This window comes from Microbacterium foliorum, assembly GCF_006385575.1.
Taxonomy (GTDB): Bacteria; Actinomycetota; Actinomycetes; order Actinomycetales; family Microbacteriaceae; genus Microbacterium; species Microbacterium foliorum_B.
On the sequence record NZ_CP041040.1, the window covers coordinates 583,976 to 600,544 of the forward strand.

14 protein-coding genes and 1 tRNA gene are annotated in these 16,569 nt (G+C 68.8%); 9 read left to right on the forward strand and 6 right to left on the reverse strand.

Annotated elements, in window-relative coordinates:
• The first annotated feature begins 42 nt into the window (after positions 1-42).
• Positions 43-1,569 carry a lysine--tRNA ligase gene (lysS, locus tag FIV50_RS02905; protein ID WP_140036106.1) on the forward strand — a complete coding sequence of 509 codons (1,527 nt, stop codon included), beginning with the start codon at positions 43-45 and terminating at the stop codon, positions 1,567-1,569.
• Here the strand turns inward: lysS and FIV50_RS02910 are convergent.
• Complete coding sequence (locus FIV50_RS02910; protein WP_140036107.1) at positions 1,562-2,680, reverse strand: DUF4192 family protein; 1,119 nt, start codon at positions 2,678-2,680, stop codon at positions 1,562-1,564. The two genes, lysS and FIV50_RS02910, sit on opposite strands and share 8 nt — an antisense overlap.
• 112 nt (positions 2,681-2,792) lie before the next feature.
• Here FIV50_RS02910 and FIV50_RS17625 point away from each other — a divergent pair, with 112 nt between their 5' ends.
• The 3 genes from FIV50_RS17625 to FIV50_RS02920 all read left to right on the forward strand — a co-directional run bounded on the left by FIV50_RS17625 (position 2,793) and on the right by FIV50_RS02920 (position 5,318).
• Entirely contained in the window at positions 2,793-2,966 is a 174-nt protein-coding gene (locus FIV50_RS17625) for a hypothetical protein (RefSeq protein ID WP_164481682.1), read from the forward strand.
• 100 nt (positions 2,967-3,066) lie between these two features.
• Positions 3,067-4,527 (forward strand): cardiolipin synthase, encoded by a 1,461-nt coding sequence (cls, locus tag FIV50_RS02915; RefSeq protein WP_140036108.1) that lies wholly within the window; start codon positions 3,067-3,069, stop codon positions 4,525-4,527.
• Between the two features lie 50 nt (positions 4,528-4,577).
• Complete coding sequence (locus FIV50_RS02920) at positions 4,578-5,318, forward strand: hypothetical protein (RefSeq protein WP_140036109.1); 741 nt, start codon at positions 4,578-4,580, stop codon at positions 5,316-5,318.
• Between the two features lie 33 nt (positions 5,319-5,351).
• Here FIV50_RS02920 and FIV50_RS02925 read toward each other — a convergent pair whose 3' ends face one another.
• Positions 5,352-6,350, reverse strand: coding sequence for a diacylglycerol/lipid kinase family protein (locus FIV50_RS02925; RefSeq protein ID WP_140036110.1), 999 nt, complete (start codon positions 6,348-6,350; stop codon positions 5,352-5,354).
• Positions 6,351-6,425: 75 nt separating this feature from the next.
• On the opposite strand from FIV50_RS02925, the gene serS reads away from it, so the two are divergent.
• The 4 genes from serS (at position 6,426) to FIV50_RS02945 (ending at position 9,961) form a co-directional block, all read left to right on the forward strand.
• Positions 6,426-7,709 carry a serine--tRNA ligase gene (gene serS / locus FIV50_RS02930; protein WP_140036111.1) on the forward strand — a complete coding sequence of 428 codons (1,284 nt, stop codon included), beginning with the start codon at positions 6,426-6,428 and terminating at the stop codon, positions 7,707-7,709.
• Positions 7,706-8,527: an HAD family hydrolase gene (locus FIV50_RS02935; protein WP_140036113.1), complete on the forward strand. Its 822-nt coding sequence runs from the start codon at positions 7,706-7,708 to the stop codon at positions 8,525-8,527. The genes serS and FIV50_RS02935 overlap by 4 nt, the downstream gene beginning before the upstream one ends.
• Positions 8,528-8,569: 42 nt before the next feature.
• Positions 8,570-8,654, forward strand: a tRNA-Ser gene (locus FIV50_RS02940).
• 53 nt (positions 8,655-8,707) lie between these two features.
• A complete protein-coding gene (locus FIV50_RS02945) occupies positions 8,708-9,961 on the forward strand; it encodes an LCP family protein (RefSeq protein ID WP_140036115.1) in 1,254 nt (417 codons plus the stop codon).
• Positions 9,962-10,013: 52 nt separating this feature from the next.
• On the opposite strand, the gene FIV50_RS02950 is transcribed toward FIV50_RS02945, so the two are convergent.
• Positions 10,014-10,634: a TetR/AcrR family transcriptional regulator gene (locus tag FIV50_RS02950; RefSeq protein ID WP_140036116.1), complete on the reverse strand. Its 621-nt coding sequence runs from the start codon at positions 10,632-10,634 to the stop codon at positions 10,014-10,016.
• 92 nt (positions 10,635-10,726) lie between these two features.
• Between FIV50_RS02950 and FIV50_RS02955 the strand changes: the two genes are divergently transcribed.
• Positions 10,727-13,015, forward strand: a complete 2,289-nt coding sequence (locus FIV50_RS02955; protein WP_140036117.1) for a glycoside hydrolase family 3 C-terminal domain-containing protein — start codon at positions 10,727-10,729, stop codon at positions 13,013-13,015.
• Positions 13,016-13,112: 97 nt separating this feature from the next.
• On the opposite strand, the gene FIV50_RS02960 is transcribed toward FIV50_RS02955, so the two are convergent.
• Genes FIV50_RS02960 through FIV50_RS02970 form a run of 3 tightly spaced genes read right to left on the reverse strand, consistent with a single transcriptional unit; the run spans position 13,113 to position 16,566 of the window.
• Positions 13,113-14,555: an aldehyde dehydrogenase (NADP(+)) gene (locus tag FIV50_RS02960; protein WP_140036118.1), complete on the reverse strand. Its 1,443-nt coding sequence runs from the start codon at positions 14,553-14,555 to the stop codon at positions 13,113-13,115.
• Positions 14,552-15,670 carry a mandelate racemase/muconate lactonizing enzyme family protein gene (locus tag FIV50_RS02965; RefSeq protein ID WP_258184387.1) on the reverse strand — a complete coding sequence of 373 codons (1,119 nt, stop codon included), beginning with the start codon at positions 15,668-15,670 and terminating at the stop codon, positions 14,552-14,554. Before FIV50_RS02965 ends, FIV50_RS02960 begins: the two co-directional genes overlap by 4 nt.
• Positions 15,667-16,566, reverse strand: coding sequence for a 5-dehydro-4-deoxyglucarate dehydratase (locus FIV50_RS02970; protein WP_140036119.1), 900 nt, complete (start codon positions 16,564-16,566; stop codon positions 15,667-15,669). The genes FIV50_RS02965 and FIV50_RS02970 overlap by 4 nt, the downstream gene beginning before the upstream one ends.
• Between the last annotated feature and the right edge of the window lie 3 nt (positions 16,567-16,569).

The following is a 16,569-nucleotide window of genomic DNA, read 5'->3' on the forward strand; positions in this document are numbered from 1 at the left end:
CGCGACCTCGGTAAACTGGACACGACTTTCAAGGAGCCCCGAATGACTGACGCGTCTGCCGCGCCCGACACGACCACCGCCGCGACCGAAGAAGACGTGCACGAGCAGAAGGCCGTGCGCCTGGCCAAGCGCGAGCGTCTGGTCGCGAACCGAACGGATGCCGGCGGGGGAGCCTTCCCGGTGAGCGTGCCCGTGACGCACCAGATCCCCGCGCTGCGCGCCGAGTACGGCGAGCTGGAGGCCGGTGCCGAGACGGGTGTCGTCGTCGGAGTCGCGGGTCGCGTGGTCTTCAGCCGCAACACCGGCAAGCTGTGCTTCGCGACGCTGCAGGCCGGCGACGGCTCGCGCATCCAGGCGATGATCTCGCTCGCCAACGTCGGCGAGGAGTCGCTCGCCGACTGGAAGGAATATGTCGACCTCGGCGATCACGTGTTCGTGCACGGTGAGGTGATCTCGAGTCGCCGAGGCGAGCTGTCGATCATGGCCGACGCGTGGGCGATCGCCTCGAAGGCCATCCTGCCGCTGCCCAACGCCTACTCCGAGCTCAGCGAGGAGGGGCGTGTGCGCAGCCGCTATCTCGATCTGATCGTCCGTGAGCAGGCGCGCACCACCGTGCGCGCCCGTGCCGCGGTCAACGCGAGCCTCCGAGCGACGTTCGGCAGCCACGACTATCTCGAGGTCGAGACGCCCATGCTGCAGGTGCAGCACGGTGGAGCATCCGCTCGTCCGTTCGTCACGCACTCCAACGCCTTCGACACCGAGCTCTACTTGCGCATCGCGCCCGAGCTGTACCTCAAGCGGGCCGTCGTCGGTGGCATCGAGCGTGTCTACGAGATCAACCGCAACTTCCGCAATGAGGGTGCCGACTCGACGCACAGCCCGGAGTTCGCGATGCTCGAGGCCTACCAGGCCTACGGCGACTACAACCAGATGGCCGCTCTGACGCAGGAGCTCGTGCAGCAGGCGGCGATCGCCGTCGCGGGTTCGACCACGGTGACCTGGGCCGACGGCACCGAGTACGACCTCGGCGGCGAATGGGACCGCATCTCGATGTACGAGTCGCTGTCGGCGGCCTCGGGCCGCACGATCACCCCGAGCGACTCGGTCGAGGACCTGATCGCCTTCGCCGAGGCGAACGACGTCGACCTGCCCGCTCAGGCGACGCACGGCAAGCTCGTCGAAGAGCTCTGGGAGCACTTCGTGAAGGGCGACCTCGTGCGCCCCACCTTCGTGATGGACTTCCCCGTCGACACCTCGCCCCTCGTGCGCGAGCACCGCTCGATCGAGGGTGTGGTGGAGAAGTGGGATCTGTACATCCGCGGCTTCGAGCTGGCGACCGGATACTCCGAGCTCGTCGACCCCGTCATCCAGCGCGAGCGGTTCGTCGAACAGGCGAAGCTCGCCGCTCGAGGCGACGTCGAGGCTATGCCCGTAGATGAGGAGTTCCTGCGGGCACTCGAGCACGGCATGCCGCCGTCCGGCGGAATGGGCATGGGGATCGATCGCCTGCTGATGGCGATCACGGGGCTCGGCATCCGCGAGACCATCCTGTTCCCGCTCGTCAAGTAGCGGGTGTCGCGCCGCGTCTGAACGCCCACTCCGGCAGCATCGCCGCGTTGATCATCGTCTCGAGCAGGGCTGCGAGGCCGTACTCGGGATCGATCGCGCGCACGAGATCGAGGTACTGTGCGGCGTGACTCGAGCGGCCGAGCGCCCACGAGAGCCACGCCGCAGCAGTGAGCGGCGCGGGTCTCGTGGCCCGAGGCGCGAGCGATGCGGCGGTGCGGACGAGTGAGAGGGCGACCGCCAGCCGCTCCGGATCGGGCGTGGGTCCTCGCCCGAGGAAGACATCACCGAGGTCGTCGGGCACGGTCGACCCTGTATCGGCGAAGCTGAGCTGCGCCTCGAGCGTGCGTTCGCCGCCACGGACATCCGAGGCCCACTGCGTCAGCGCCACATCCCTGAAGAGCGGTCGCTCGAGGCACCAGAGGAGCGCGGCGGTGGCGAAGGGCGGCAGGTCGTCGGGCGATGCGAGTACGGCTTCGAAGAAGGCCGGGATGTCTTCGAGGAGGACGAGCGCAGCGATCGCCTGGGGGTTCTCGGTGCCCGTCGGCCCGGGCTTTCCGCCCCGTGCGAGGAGGTCGGTGACGTCACGCAGCGCTCGCCCCACCCTCTCTCTGTCTGCGAAGCCGGCCGCCGGCAGGACGGCACCGGACATCTGATCGCCCGACACATCGCCGACGCCGGGAACCTCGGGGGCCGCGCGATCGAGAGCGCGGAGCTGCGGGTCGCCGTCGAGGTAGCTCGACCAGCCGCCCGAGGTCACGCAGAGCGCGTCGACGATGCGCAGGCCGGCGTCCTCCGCCCGCCCGAGGAGTTCGTCGACCTCGACCGCGAAAGGCAGGACGAGCCCGTCTCGCGTCTGCTGCACCGCGTCATCCGTGTAGACGACGAGGGCGACGGCATCCGTCCGCTCGACCCTCGCGACCAGGCCGACCGCGGCATCCGCATAGTCCTCGAGTTCGACGTCGTCACGGGGGAGGTCGAGTCTCATCGCACCGTACGTGCGTGTGCCTCGGAACGGCAGCAGGACGAGGCTCTCGGTCGGGGTGAAGCCTGCGAGGGAGGGGACGATGCTGAGGAACTCAGCGGAGCCGGAAGCACGGAGCAGTGTTGTCATCCGGCGAGTCTCATCGGGCGGACGCCGTCGTGGTTCGATTCCACAGCCTCGATGGTCGATCCGCTTCGGGCCCTCGAGTGTGGAGGACTAGTGGGTCGCGTACCATGGAGTCATGGAGAACTTCTGGCTCGCAGCCGCATGGTCGATCATCCCGACCATCGGGGTGAGCGTCGTGTTCTTCTTCGTTCTCCGCGGAATCCTGCGGTTCGATCGCACCGAACGCAAGGTGCACGCACGGATCGAGGCCGAGGAGCGGGCTGCGCGCGGTCTGCCGCCGCGCTCCTGAGCAGCGTCGGCCCCATCGGATACTGTGTAGCCAGCGCACCTTCGTCGGTGCCCACTGACGCGACCGGCGTCGCAGTGCCGACCGGCCGAGAGGACGAGGGATGACGCCCGAGATCTGGGCTTGGTGGACCGCGGCGTTCCTGATCGCCCTCGACCTGACGATCCGCATCACGGCGATCATCGTGATCCCGCGCAACCGGCGACCCACTGCGGCGATGGCGTGGCTGCTCGCAGTATTCTTCATCCCGTTCATCGGGGTCTTCCTCTTCCTGCTCATCGGAAACCCGCGTCTGCCCCGCGCCCGGCGGCGCAAGCAGGATCAGATCAACGAGTACATCGCCGAGACGAGCGAGCATCTGCACTTCGGCACCCTGCGCCCGGATGCCCCGAGTTGGTTCCCCCCGCTCGTCGAGATGAACCACAGGCTCGGAGCCCTCCCGATCTCGGGCGACAACGGTGCGCATCTGATCGCGGACTATCAGGATTCGCTCGACGCGATGGCCGACGAGATCCGCAAGGCCGAGGACTACGTCCACATCGAGTTCTACATCCTCCAGGCCGATGCCTCGACGGACAACTTCTTCCGGGCGATGGAAGAGGTCGCAGAGCGCGGCGTGCACGTCCGCGTGCTGCTCGACCACTGGGCGAACAGATGGAAGCCGAAGTATCGGCAGACCGTCAAGCGGCTCAACGATATGGGTGCGAACTGGCATCTGATGCTTCCGGTGCAGCCGCTGAAGGGACGCATGCAGCGGCCCGACCTGCGCAACCACCGCAAGCTCGTCGTCGTCGACGGCAAAGTGGCGTTCCTCGGCTCTCAGAACGTCACCGACTCGACCTACAACCTTCCCAAGAACATCAAGCGCGGGCTGCACTGGGTCGATCTCATGGTCCGCATCGACGGACCCGTCGTGCTGAGCGTGAACGCCATCTTCCTCAGCGACTGGTACAGCGAGACTGACGAGGTGCTGCAGGAGATCGACATCTCGCACGCCGAGACGGGGTCGGGAGACCTCGACTGCCAGGTCGTGCCGTCGGGGCCGGGGTTCGAGGTCGAGAACAACCTGCGTCTCTTCCTCGGGCTGCTCTATGCGGCCAAAGAGAAGATCATGATCGTCAGCCCGTACTTCGTTCCGGATGAAGCGCTGCTGCTCGCCGTCACCGCCGCGGTCGACCGCGGTGTCGCGGTCGAGCTGTTCGTCTCCGAAGAGGGCGACCAGGCGATGGTCTATCACGCGCAGCGCAGCTATTACGAGGCGCTGCTCAAGGCCGGGGTGCGGATCTGGATGTACCGTCGGCCGTACATCCTGCACACCAAGAGCCTCACGATCGACGACCAGGTCGCCGTGATCGGCTCGAGCAACATGGACATGCGCTCGTTCGGTCTGAACCTCGAGGTGTCGATGCTGGTGCGAGGCGAGGAGTTCGTCGCCGAGATGCGCGAGGTCGAAGACGTGTACCGCTCGCTCAGCAGGGAGCTGACGCTCGAGGAGTGGATGCAGCAGCCTCTGCGTTCGACCGTCCTCGACAACCTCGCGCGCCTCACCTCCGCGCTGCAATAGGGCGCGTCGACGGGGTACCCGCGGGGGAGCGCGGCCGGTACCCTGTGTGCATGGAATCGCCATCGCGTGTCGTCGCCGCACTCTCATCCCTGGCTGCCGTGCTGCTGATCGCGGGGTGCACGATAGGTCCAGGGGCCACCGGGTCGCAGGCGACCTCGAACCCCTCGAGCGGGCCCGGTCAGAGCACCGACGACTCGGATGACGTCGAGGGCACGCTGCTCGACGACGGCCGCATGTTCGCGGTCGTGACCTGGGGATCCTCCACCTGTGTTCCGCAGGTCGACACGGTGTCGGCCGAAGGTCAGATCGTCTCGGTGACACTCGTCGAGCCGGAGTCCGAGGGAGACGGCGAGAAGGCCTGCACGGCCGACCTGGCGTCCCGAGCGAGCATCGGTGCGCTGCCGGAAGGGGTCGATCCGACGAAGGAGGTCACGCTGCAGGTGACCTACGGCGATGCCGTCGACGACGTCGATCTCGACGGCGACCCCTCGTTCACCGGCACCCCCGGCTCGTCGACCGAGTACACCCCGAGCGCCGGGTGGTTCGACGACGGCTCGCTGGTGCTGCTCACCTGGGGTTCGTCGAGCTGCGCCCCCGTGGTCGAGAACCTCGAGGGGTCGGGCGCCTCCGGCACGGCGACCTTCGCGACAGACGAGGACCAGGTGTGCACCATGGACATGGCGCCGCGTGCGACGATCCTCGAGTTCGGCGAAGACGCCGTCGAGGACGACGCCTTCACCCTCACACTCGTCGGCGGCGGCCTCGACGGCACGGTCGAGGTGCGCGGCTGACGCAGTCGTCGGAGGGTTTCCGACCCGCGGGGGTCAGAGCGACGCGACCGGGTGGTCGGCGGGAAGAGCCAGCAGGAGCGCTCCTGGGTCCACGCGGCAGGTGACGCGCACGGCCGTCCCGAACTCATCGCCGTCGAGCTCGATCGAGGTGGGCGACGTCACGGCGGCCTCGGCGGCGGCTCCGCGGAAGTAGTGCACCGACGCATCCCTGCCCCGACGTTCGAGCACCCGCCGGCCCGCGCGCGAGCGTCGCAGCACCGAGTTGTCCCACCAGATCTTGCGCCAGACTCCGAGCCAGCCCCACATGCCGGTCGGCTGGATCACCGCGACATCGAGGATGCCGTCCGTGATCGAGGCGTCGGGGATCAGGGAGATGCCCGCCGGCAGAGTGCCGCAGTTCGCGAACAGGATGCTGTGCACCTTGGTCGAGTGCAGGCGTCCGTCGTCGATCTGGAACACGGAGCGGAACGGCTCGGCGCCCACGAGCGACCTCGCGGCTCCGTCGACGTAGGCGATCCACCCGACCGATCTCTTGAGGTCGGGGCGGGTGTTGGCGATCATGTCGGCATCCAACCCGACGCCCGCGAGAACGACGTACGCGTGTTCCTCGTGCTCGCCGTTCTCTCGCGTCAGGCGTGCCCAGCCGATGTCGATCGCGTGGCGGAACTCGCCGAGCGCCGCGCGGATCATCTCGTCGGGGTCGGCGAGCGGAAGACCCAGGTTGCGCGCCAGCAGGTTTCCGGTGCCGCTCGGCAGGATCGCGAGTGGCACCCCCGTGTTCGCGATGGCTTCGGAGACCGCGCGCACCGTGCCGTCTCCGCCGGCCACGAGCACGACATCCACAGCTCGGGCGAGGGCCTGGGCCGTCGCTCCCTGACCGGGGTCCTCGATCGTGGTCGGATAGAAGGCCGGGTGCTCCCACCCGGCCTCGCGCGAGAGGACTCGGACCCTGTCCCGCAGATGCTTCTCGTCGACTTTGATCGGGTTGTACACGAGCGCCGCCTGTCGCCTGGCGGGGGCGCTCTTCGTCATGGCGCTACTCTAACCCGGGCGTCGGCGGCGCCTGACCGCGGCTGACGCGCCCGGGACGCACCATAGACTTGGTGGATGATCGACCTCGCACTCCTCCGCGACAATCCGGAGATCGTCCGCCGCTCTCAGGCCGCCCGTGGCAACGACCAGGGCACCGTCGACATCGCACTCGAGGCAGACCGATCGCGTCGGGCGGCGCTCGCCGCGTTCGAAGAGTTGAGGGCCGAGCAGAACGCGTTCGGCAAGCAGGTGGCGAAGGCCCCCAAGGAAGAGAAGGCGGCGCTCGTCGCGCAGGTCAAGGACCTCGCCGAGCGTGTCAAGCAGGCGCAGCAGGCGGCGAACGAAGCCGCCGAGACCCTGGCCGCTGCTCTCGCACGCATCGAGAACGTCGTCATCGACGGCGTTCCCGCGGGTGGCGAGGCCGACTTCGTCGAGCTGCGCCGAGTCGGCGAGGTGCCCGCATTCGACTTCGAGCCGCGCGATCACCTCGAGCTCGGCGAGATCCTCGGCGCGATCGACATGGAGCGAGGCGCGAAGGTGTCGGGCGCTCGCTTCTACTTCCTCCGAGGCATCGGCGCGCGACTCGAGATCGCGCTCATGAACCTCGCGCTCGACAAGGCGCTGCAGAACGATTTCATCCCGCTGATCACGCCCACCCTGGTGCGGCCGGAGATCATGCAGGGCACCGGATTCCTCGGCGAGCACGCAGACGAGGTCTACCACCTCGACAAGGACGACGACCTGTACCTCGTGGGGACCAGCGAGGTCGCGCTCGCCGGATACCACAAGGACGAGATCCTCGACCTGGGCGAGGGTGCGCTGCGGTACGCCGGCTGGTCGACCTGCTATCGCCGCGAGGCGGGCTCTCATGGCAAGGACACCCGCGGCATCATCCGGGTGCACCAGTTCAACAAGCTCGAGATGTTCGTCTACACGAACCCCGAGGATGCCGAGGCGGAGCATCTGCGCCTCGTCGCGCTGCAGGAGGAGATGCTGACCTCGCTCGGCCTCGCCTACCGCGTGATCGACGTCGCCGCGGGTGACCTCGGTTCGAGCGCAGCGCGCAAGTACGACATCGAGGCGTGGGTGCCCACGCAGGGCGCCTTCCGCGAGCTCACCTCCACCTCGAACTGCACGACTTATCAGGCGCGCCGCCTCGACATCCGGCACCGGCCCGAGGCCCACGAGGGGCAGACGTCGAAGACGCAGCCCGTGGCGACGCTCAACGGCACACTCGCGACGACCCGATGGATCGTCGCGCTGCTCGAGACGCATCAGCAGGCCGACGGCTCTGTGCGCGTGCCAGAGGTGCTGCGGCCGTACCTCGGCGGGCTCGAGGTTCTGGAGCCGACCGCATGACGGCTCCCTGGCTCGTCGGACTCGACGTCGACGGCACGATCATCCTGCAGGACGAGACGATGAGCCCCGGCGTGCCCGAGGCCGTCGCGCGGCTGCGGGATGCCGGCCATGAGGTGACGATCGCGACGGGACGCAGCTGGATGGCGACGCGTCGCTGGGTCGAGCAGCTCGAGCTGACCCCGCAGTTCGTGGTGTGCTCGAACGGAGCGGTGACCATGCGTCGAGTGGGCGATGAGTGGGAGCGGTGGCACATCGAGACGTTCGACCCGTCTCCCGTGCTCGCCCTGCTGCGCGAGCGCCTGCCCGAGGCTCGCTACATGGTCGAGCTCGGCTCGGGGCTGCGGCTCTACACCGAGCATCTGGACGACTGGACGCTCGACGGCGGACGGCAGGTCGGCTTCGAGGAGCTGGTCGCCGAGCCGGTCTCCCGTGTCGTCGTCGTGTCGCCGGGGCACGACGAGGAGGACTTCCACCGCCTCGTCGCGGACGCAGGGCTCAACGAGGTCTCGTATGCGATCGGCTGGACGGCCTGGCTCGACATCGCGCCGCAGGGCGTCGACAAGGGCACGGCGCTCGAGCGCGTGCGCACCGAGCTGGGCTTCGAGCGCGGTCAGGTCTTCGTGGCCGGCGACGGACGCAACGACATCGGCATGTTCGGCTGGGCGCTGGGGCTCGATGGCCGTGCCGTAGCCATGGGGCAGGCGCCCGCAGAGGTCAAGGATGCCGCGGGCGAGGTGACCGGCGACGTCGAGGACGGCGGCCTGGCGATGGCCCTCAACACGCTTCCAGCAGCCGCCCAGGTCAGCGCGAGAGAATAGAACTCGGCTAGACTCACGGCTTGTCGGCAGATTCGTCTGTCGGGAGGGTTGTCCGAGTGGCCGATGGAGCTGGTCTTGAAAACCAGTGGGCAGAGATGTCTCGTGGGTTCGAATCCCACACCCTCCGCATTCCAGGGAACGGTGTCCCCCCGCACCGCACGCTGAACCGAAAGGTCCCGAGTGAGTCCTCACACCCGACGACGTCGTACCATCGCACGACACGGGCAGCTCCACTCGCCGGGCCCCGTCAGCCAGCTTCTGACGTTCATCGCGATCGGCCTCGCCGTCGTGCTGGTGAGCGGCTTCGGCGTCGCCTCGTACATCGTCTACGACCTCTCGAGCACGGTCTCGGCCAACGCGGTCGAGCTGGACAGCACCGAGCAGCTGCCGCCTGACATCAGCGAGTACGAGGGCGGGTTCAACATGCTCCTCACCGGTGTCGACACGTGCGAAGAGGCCTATGCGCAGTACTTCGGAGAGCGCTGCACCGGCGCGGACTCCGAAGGCACCCTCAATGACGTGAACCTTCTCCTGCACGTGTCGGAGGAGCCCCGCCGAATCACCGTCGTCAGCCTGCCCCGCGACATGATGGTCCCGATTCCCGAGTGCGAGGACGCCGAAGGCGACGTGCACTCCGCGATGAGCAAGCAGCAGATCAACACCGCGTACACCGACGGCGGACTCAACTGCGTCGCGAAGACCGTGTCAGACCTCACCGGTCAGGAGATCCAGTTCGCGGCGTCGGTCACCTTCGGCGGCGTGATCGAGATCACGAACGCGATCGGCGGCGTCGAGGTCTGCCTCGCCTCTCCGATCAAGGACCGCTACACGGGCCTCGACCTGGCGGCCGGAAACCACGTGATCGAGGGCATCACGGCTCTGCAGTTCCTGCGCACCCGACACGGCGTCGGAGACGGCAGCGACCTCGGACGCATCGGCAACCAGCAGCAGTACATGTCGAGCCTCGCGCGCACGCTGATCAGCGGCGAGACCCTCGGAAACGTCCCTATGATGCTGAAGCTCGCGACCACCGGTCTCGACAACGTCGAGGCGAGCACCTCGCTCGCCGACCCGATGAAGATCGTCCAGATCGCGCTCGCGGTGAAGTCCGTGCCGTTCGAGGACATCGTCTTCCTGCAGTACCCGACGTTCGCCGACCCGGCCGACCCCAACCGTGTGGTGCCGGACAAGGAGTCCGCCGAGGCCATGTGGACCGCGATCAACGAGAACGCCCAGCTGCAGGTCACGCATCAGAACACCGAGAACGACGGTGTCGTGGTGACGGATCCTGCCACGCAGACTCCTGCGGAAGCCGGCGGGGAGGCGGCGACGCCGGATCCCGCGGCGACCCCGGAGAACGTGGTGGCGCTGCCTGACACGATCAAGGGAAACTCGGCCGCGCAGCAGACCTGCTCGAACGGCAACGTGCGCTGACGTACTCGCGCTGACCGCACGATCGATTCCGAAGAACCGTCCCTCCTGCCAGTCAGGGTGAGGGCGGTTCTTCGCGTTCAGCGGGGGGCGTCTCCGGCTGATCGGTCGTCGGGTAGAGCACGTCCATGAGGGCGCCGATGATCCCCGGCATGTCGACCGAGCGATCGATCATCCACTGCAGCTGCAACCCGTCGGCGACCGCCTGGATCACCCGCGCCATGGTGTCCGGGTCGAGTGTCGCTCGGTGGGCGGCATCCGGGGCGAAGGAATGGGTGATGCTGTCGCGGAGTCTTTCGCTGCGCTCGAGGAAGTACTGATGAGCCGGATGTGCGGGGTCGACGGCGTCGACCGAGAGGCGGGAGAACAGCTCGACGACGCCCGGGACCTCGGTGTTGTGGCGGATGACGTCGATGAACGCGGACTTGCCGTCGGCCGGGTCCGGCGCCTGCGGCATCATGCCGTCGTGTTCGTCGCGCTTGCGCAGCACCTCGGTGAAGAGCTCCTCCTTGCTGCCGAAGTAGTGCAGGAGCGCGGCGGGGGTGACGCCGACGAGTTCGGCGATCTGTTTGAGCGAGGCGTTCTGATAGCCCTTGCGGCCGATCACGTCGAGAGCGCTCTCGAGGATCTCCTCGCGTCTGGCGACGCCCTTCGCGTATGAACCTCGTCGTGCCATCCCTCGAGAGTAATCCTGAACATCGTTTGAGATCCAATACTTACTGGCATATAGTTTTCGCAAGACACCGCCGTCGCCGCGAAAGGAACACCATGACCGATACATCGGCATCCGATCTCACGCTCGAGGAGAAGGCATCGCTCACCAGCGGTGCCGACTTCTGGACGACGAAAGCCATCGATCGCGTCGGCCTACCGTCGATCATGATGACCGACGGCCCGCACGGCCTGCGCAAGCAGGCAGGCGGCACCGATCACCTCGGTCTCTCGAGCAGCGTGCCGGCGACCTGCTTCCCGCCGGCTGTCGGCATCGGATCGTCTTTCGACCCGGAGATCATCGAGCGGGTCGGCGCGGCCATCGGCGTCGAGGCGGCCATCGAAGACGTCGCGATCGTGCTGGGCCCCGGCATCAACATCAAGCGGTCGCCGCTGTGCGGGCGCAACTTCGAGTACTTCTCCGAAGACCCGATCGTCTCGGGCGTGCTCGGCGCTGCCTCGGTGCGCGGCGTGCAGTCGCAGGGCGTCGGGACCTCGCTCAAGCACTTCGCCGCCAACAACCAGGAGTTCGACCGCATGCGCGCGAGCTCCGACGTCGACCCGCGTCCGCTGCACGAGATCTACCTGCGCGGCTTCGAGCGCGTCGTCAAGGACGCCGAGCCGTGGACCGTCATGTGCTCGTACAACCGCATCAACGGGGTCTACACCTCGGAGGACCCGTGGCTGCTCACGCAGGTGCTGCGCGACGACTGGGGCTTCGACGGTCTGGTCGTGTCGGACTGGGGTGCGGTGAACGACCGCGTGGCGGGCGTCGCCGCCGGTCTCGACCTGGAGATGCCGTCGTCGGGCGGGCGGACGGATGCTCAGCTCGTGGCCGCCGTGCACGCGGGAGAGCTCGACGAGACCGTGCTCGACACCGCGGCCGACCGCGCGATCGACCTCGTGCGCAAGGCTCAGCAGCGCCCGGCCCTCGCAGGCCCCCTCGACGTCGATGCGCACCATGCACTCGCGAGAGAAGCGGCCGGACGCTCGATCGTGCTGCTGAAGAACGACGGCGACGTGCTGCCGCTCGCCGCCGAGCAGCGGATCGCCGTGATCGGAGCCTTCGCGACCGAGCCGCGCTTCCAGGGGGCCGGATCCTCGCTGATCAACCCCACCCGCGTTGACAGGGCGCTGGACGAGCTGCGTGCCGTCGGAGGAGACAACGTCATCTACGCGGCCGGCTTCGCGGTCGAGGGTGGCGACATCGCAGCATCCGGTCGCTCTGCCGACGACCTGCGCGCCGAGGCCGTCGCCGCGGCGTCCGCAGCCGAGGTCGCCGTCGTGTTCCTCGGCCTCCCTGCCGCCGAGGAGTCCGAGGGCTTCGACCGCGAGCACATCGATCTGCCGGCCGCTCAGCTGGCGGTTCTCGATGCCGTGATCGCGGCGAACCCCGCCACGGTGGTCGTGCTCTCGAACGGCGGCGTCGTCGCGCTGCCGTTCGCCGACCGAGTGCCGGCGATCGTCGAGACCTGGCTGCTCGGGCAGGCCGGCGGCGGCGCGGTCGCCGACGTGCTCTACGGCGCGGTCAACCCGTCGGGCAAACTCACCGAGACGGTGCCGGTGCGGCTGGAGGACAACCCCTCGTTCGGCAGCTTCCCCGGCGAGTTCGGTCACGTCCGCTACGGCGAGGGCGTGCTGGTCGGGTACCGCTGGTACGACGCGAAGGGTCTCGACGTCACCTTCCCCTTCGGGCACGGTCTCTCGTACACGACGTTCGCGTACGGCGAGGCCGCGGTCGAGGCGCGCGCGAACGGCGACATCGTCGTGCGGGTCGATGTGACCAACACCGGAGCCCGCGACGGCCGCGAGATCGTGCAGGTGTACGCGGCCCCGGTCGTCTCCGTCGTGCAGCGCGCACCTCGTGAGCTCAAGGCCTTCGCCTCGGTTGCTCTCGCTGCCGGCGAGACCCGCACCGTCGAGCTCGTCGTCCGCCGTGAGGACCTCGCCTACTGGGACGTGCGCGTCGACCGCTGGATCGTCGAGAGCGGCGAGTACACGGTCGAGGTCGCCGCATCGAGCCGCGACATCCGCTCTTCCGCGACGGTTCAGGTCGAGGGAGACGTCGTCTCGCTGCCTCTCACCATGAACTCCTCGATCGGCGATGTCCTCGCCCACCCCGTGGCGGGCCCGATCGTCATGGGTGCCCTCGGCGGATTCCTGGGAGAGCTGAGCGGGGCCGACTCGTCGGCCGCCTCGATGATGCCGAACGACGAGGCGATGCAGAAGATGATGGCGTCATTCCCGATCGGTCGGCTGATCGGCTTCCCCGGGGTCGACGTCACGCACGAGCAGGTCGAGCAGCTGCTGGAGGGCGCGAACGCGGGAGTGCTGACGCAGGCCTGATCGCAGGCCGTCTGAACGCCGGAAGCGCCCTCTCCGTCGTGCGACGGGGAGGGCGCTTCGTCTGCGGCGATTCGATCGTGCCGCGTGCTGCAGGCTCTCAGGCCGGAAGCACGAGCCCGCCGTTGCGCCGGTGGGGCAGGCCCGCGAGCGCCGCATCGCGGAGGACCTCCGGCAGCAGGGACTCCGGGGCGTCCTGGAACGTCAACGGGCGCAGGAAGCGACGGATCGCGGACGCGCCGACCGAGGTGTGCAGCGAGGTCGTCGCCGGCCATGGGCCGCCATGCTGCTGCGACCACGTCACAGCGACGCCCGTCGGCCACCCGCCGAAGAGCACTCGCCCGGCGCGTTCCTGCAGCAGCTCGAGTGTCTCGGTCGGATCCTCGCCGGGCTCGGCATGCAGGGTCGCGGTGAGGCTGCCGGGCACGGTCTCGAGCGCCGCGTGCAGATCGGACTCCGAGTCGTACCTGACGATGAGCGTCACGGGTCCGAAGCACTCCTCGAGGAGCACTTCGGGGCGCTGGGCGACCGCGCGGGCATCCGTGACCAGCGCGACCGGTCGCACGCCGTCGACCTCGACGCCCTGGGCGATGACCGAGACGGACGGGTCGTTCTCGAGGTGGGCGAGACCCGACGGGAAGGCCTCGGTGATGCGATCGGTGAGCAGCGGTCCTCCCGATGCCGAGGGCACCGCGGCGGCCACGGCATCTTCGAAGCCGGTGCCGCCGGGCACGAACACGACGCCCGGTTTGGTGCAGAACTGCCCGACGCCGAGGGTGAAGGATCCGACCAGCCCCTGGGCGAGCGATTCGGTGCGAGCGGCGGCAGCGGCTGCGGTGATCACGACCGGGTTGATGCTGCCGAGTTCACCGTAGAACGGAATCGGGTCGGGGCGCCCGGAGGCGAGATCGAAGAGCGCACGGCCGCCCGACACCGACCCGGTGAATCCGGCGGCGCGGATGAGCGGATGCTGCACGAGCGCGTTGCCCGCTTCTCTGCCCGTGACGAGCGCGAGGGATCCTGCGGGGGCGCCCGCCTCCTCGAGCGCCGCGGCGACCAGCTCGGCGGTGCGGATCGACAGACGAGGGTGCCCCGAATGCGCCTTCACGACGACGGGGTTGCCGGCGGCCAGCGCCGACGCCGTGTCGCCGCCGGCGACCGAGAACGCGAACGGGAAGTTCGAGGCCGAGAAGACGGCGACGGGGCCGAGGGCGGTGAGCATGCGTCGCAGCTCGGGGCGAGGGGGAGCGGCCGTCGCATCGGCGTCGTCGATCGTGAGTTCGAGGTACGACCCCTCTTCGACGACCGTCGCGAAGAGCCGCAGCTGGCCGCTGGTGCGGGCGACCTCGCCCGTGAGGCGGGCCGCGCCCAGCCTCGTCTCCTCATCGGCGATCGCGACGAGCTCGCCGACGTGGGAGTCGAGCACATCGGCCGCGGCGCGCAGCCAGCCCGCACGGTCTGAGGAGGAGGAGCGACGCCAGACCGGGGCCGCGGCGGCGGCGGCGCGGACGATCGCGTCGAGATCTTCGGGGGAGGTGGTCACGAGTGATCCTTTCCAGCGGGGAGGGAGGAGGCGGCCCCGAGAACGGGGGAGAAGCGGATGCCGAGACCCTGGTGCTCGTTCTCGGTGAGGAAGCCGTCGGCAACGGTCACGGGCGAGGGATCGGCCAGAGCGCCGAGCGCGCCGAATCCGGCATCCTCCACATCCTCGACCAGAGGTTCGGACACGGTATCGGGCAGCGTCAGGGAGAGCTGTCCGGAGAGTTCGGGCAGCAGGTGAGGATGCAGGGGCGCGCCGTGTGCGGCGGCGAGCTCGGCGATGCGGAGGAAGGGGGTGATTCCGCCGACGCGCACGATGTTGGGCTGCACGATCTGCGCGGCGCCTGCGCGGAGGAAGTCCTCGAACCGATGCGCGGTGTGCAGGTTCTCGCCGACCGCTATCGGCACGTCGATGCGACGGGCGAGCTCGGTGTGTCCGGCGAGGTCGTCGGCCCGCAGCGGCTCCTCTATCCAGGCGAGGTCGAAGCGCGAGAGTGCGTCGACCGATGTCGTGGCGCGGTCGAGATCCCAGCGTTGGTTGGCGTCGATCATCAGACCGCGTTCGGGCCCGAGCAGCTCGCGCACAGCGGATACGCGCTCGACGTCGTCCGTGAGATCGGGCTTGCCCACCTTGATCTTCACGGCGTCGAACCCCGCGTCGATCCAGCGCTGCACCTGGGCGAGCAGCTCATCGAGCGAGTAGTGCAGATTCACGCCCGAGCCGTAGGCGCGCACGCGCTCGCGGCGGCGGCCGATCAGGCGCGACACCGAGGTGGCGGACGCGCGTGCCTCGGCATCCCACAGGGCGAGGTCGAGTCCTGCCAGCGCGATCGTCGTGATGCCACCGCCACCCGCTTCGTGCAGGTGCTCCCACAGGCCCTGCCAGACCTCGCCGGGAACGGCGGAGCGACCCACGGCGGCGAGGGCGATGTCGTGCTCGAGCAGGGCATGCACCGCGGGTGCGCCGATCTGCGGGCTCCAGGAGAACCCCCATCCCTCGGCTCCGTCGGAGCGCACGACATGGGTTGCGATCACGCCGACGGAGGTCACGTCGGCAGCCCACGGACGCGTCAGCGGCACCCGCTGCAGACGCGTCGTCAGACTCCGGATCGTGGTCACAGCAGCGCGCGTCCTGCCGCGAGGATCTCGGCGAGGTGCGCCTCCTGCGCCGACGTCGGGTCGACGAGCGGGGCGCGGACGGATCCGACAGCGAGGCCGGAGAGTCGCAGCCCCGCCTTGATGAGGGAGACGCCGAAGCCGGGTGTCTCGTCGCGCAGCTCGACGAAGGGGCGATAGAAGCCGTCGAGCAGTGCCAGACGGCGTGCCTCATCGCCGTCGGCGTAGGCGCGGTAGTAGGCGTTGGCGATGTCGGGTGCCATGGCGAAGGCCGCCGACGAGTAGAGGGGAACGCCGATGCCGCGGTAGGCGCCCTGGGTGAGTTCGGCGGTCAGCAGCCCGTTGAAGAAGGCGAAGTCCTCGCGTCCCTCTTCGGCGACCGCGCGCACGATCAGCTGCATCGTGCCGATGTCGCCGGTGCCGTCCTTGAAGCCGACTACTCGCGGATTCGCGACGAGACGACGGACGGTCTCGACGGAGTACTGCGCGCTGCCGCGGTGGTAGACGATCACCGGCAGACCGGCGGCCTCGGCGATCTGCTCGACGTATGCCGCGAGGCCCGCCTGCGTGCCGCCGACGAGATACGGGGGCAGCACGAGCAGTCCGTCGGCGCAAGCATCCGCCGCTGCCCGCGCCACCTCGATCGCGTGCCCGAGCGGGCCGCCGGCTCCGGCGATCACCGGCACTCGACCGGCGACTGCGGCGACCGCGGTGCGGGTGACCGCTGCGGCCTCGCTCGCTGACAGCGCATGGAACTCTCCGGTGCCGCAGGCGGGGAAGACCCCGCCCGCGCCGGCCTCGACGCCGGTGGAGACGTGTGTCGCGAGCAGGGTGTGGTCGATCGTGCCGTCGGCGGTGAACGGGGTCACCGGGAAGAACAGGATTCCATCGAAGTCCATGTC

Coding starts and splice junctions, on each gene's coding strand:
- lysS (WP_140036106.1), top strand. CDS start 43: ATGACTGACGCGTCTGCCGCGCCCGACACGACCACCGCCGCGACCGAA.
- FIV50_RS02910 (WP_140036107.1), bottom strand. CDS start 2,680: ATGACAACACTGCTCCGTGCTTCCGGCTCCGCTGAGTTCCTCAGCATC.
- FIV50_RS17625 (WP_164481682.1), top strand. CDS start 2,793: ATGGAGAACTTCTGGCTCGCAGCCGCATGGTCGATCATCCCGACCATC.
- cls (WP_140036108.1), top strand. CDS start 3,067: ATGACGCCCGAGATCTGGGCTTGGTGGACCGCGGCGTTCCTGATCGCC.
- FIV50_RS02920 (WP_140036109.1), top strand. CDS start 4,578: ATGGAATCGCCATCGCGTGTCGTCGCCGCACTCTCATCCCTGGCTGCC.
- FIV50_RS02925 (WP_140036110.1), bottom strand. CDS start 6,350: ATGACGAAGAGCGCCCCCGCCAGGCGACAGGCGGCGCTCGTGTACAAC.
- serS (WP_140036111.1), top strand. CDS start 6,426: ATGATCGACCTCGCACTCCTCCGCGACAATCCGGAGATCGTCCGCCGC.
- FIV50_RS02935 (WP_140036113.1), top strand. CDS start 7,706: ATGACGGCTCCCTGGCTCGTCGGACTCGACGTCGACGGCACGATCATC.
- FIV50_RS02950 (WP_140036116.1), bottom strand. CDS start 10,634: ATGGCACGACGAGGTTCATACGCGAAGGGCGTCGCCAGACGCGAGGAG.
- FIV50_RS02955 (WP_140036117.1), top strand. CDS start 10,727: ATGACCGATACATCGGCATCCGATCTCACGCTCGAGGAGAAGGCATCG.
- FIV50_RS02970 (WP_140036119.1), bottom strand. CDS start 16,566: ATGGACTTCGATGGAATCCTGTTCTTCCCGGTGACCCCGTTCACCGCC.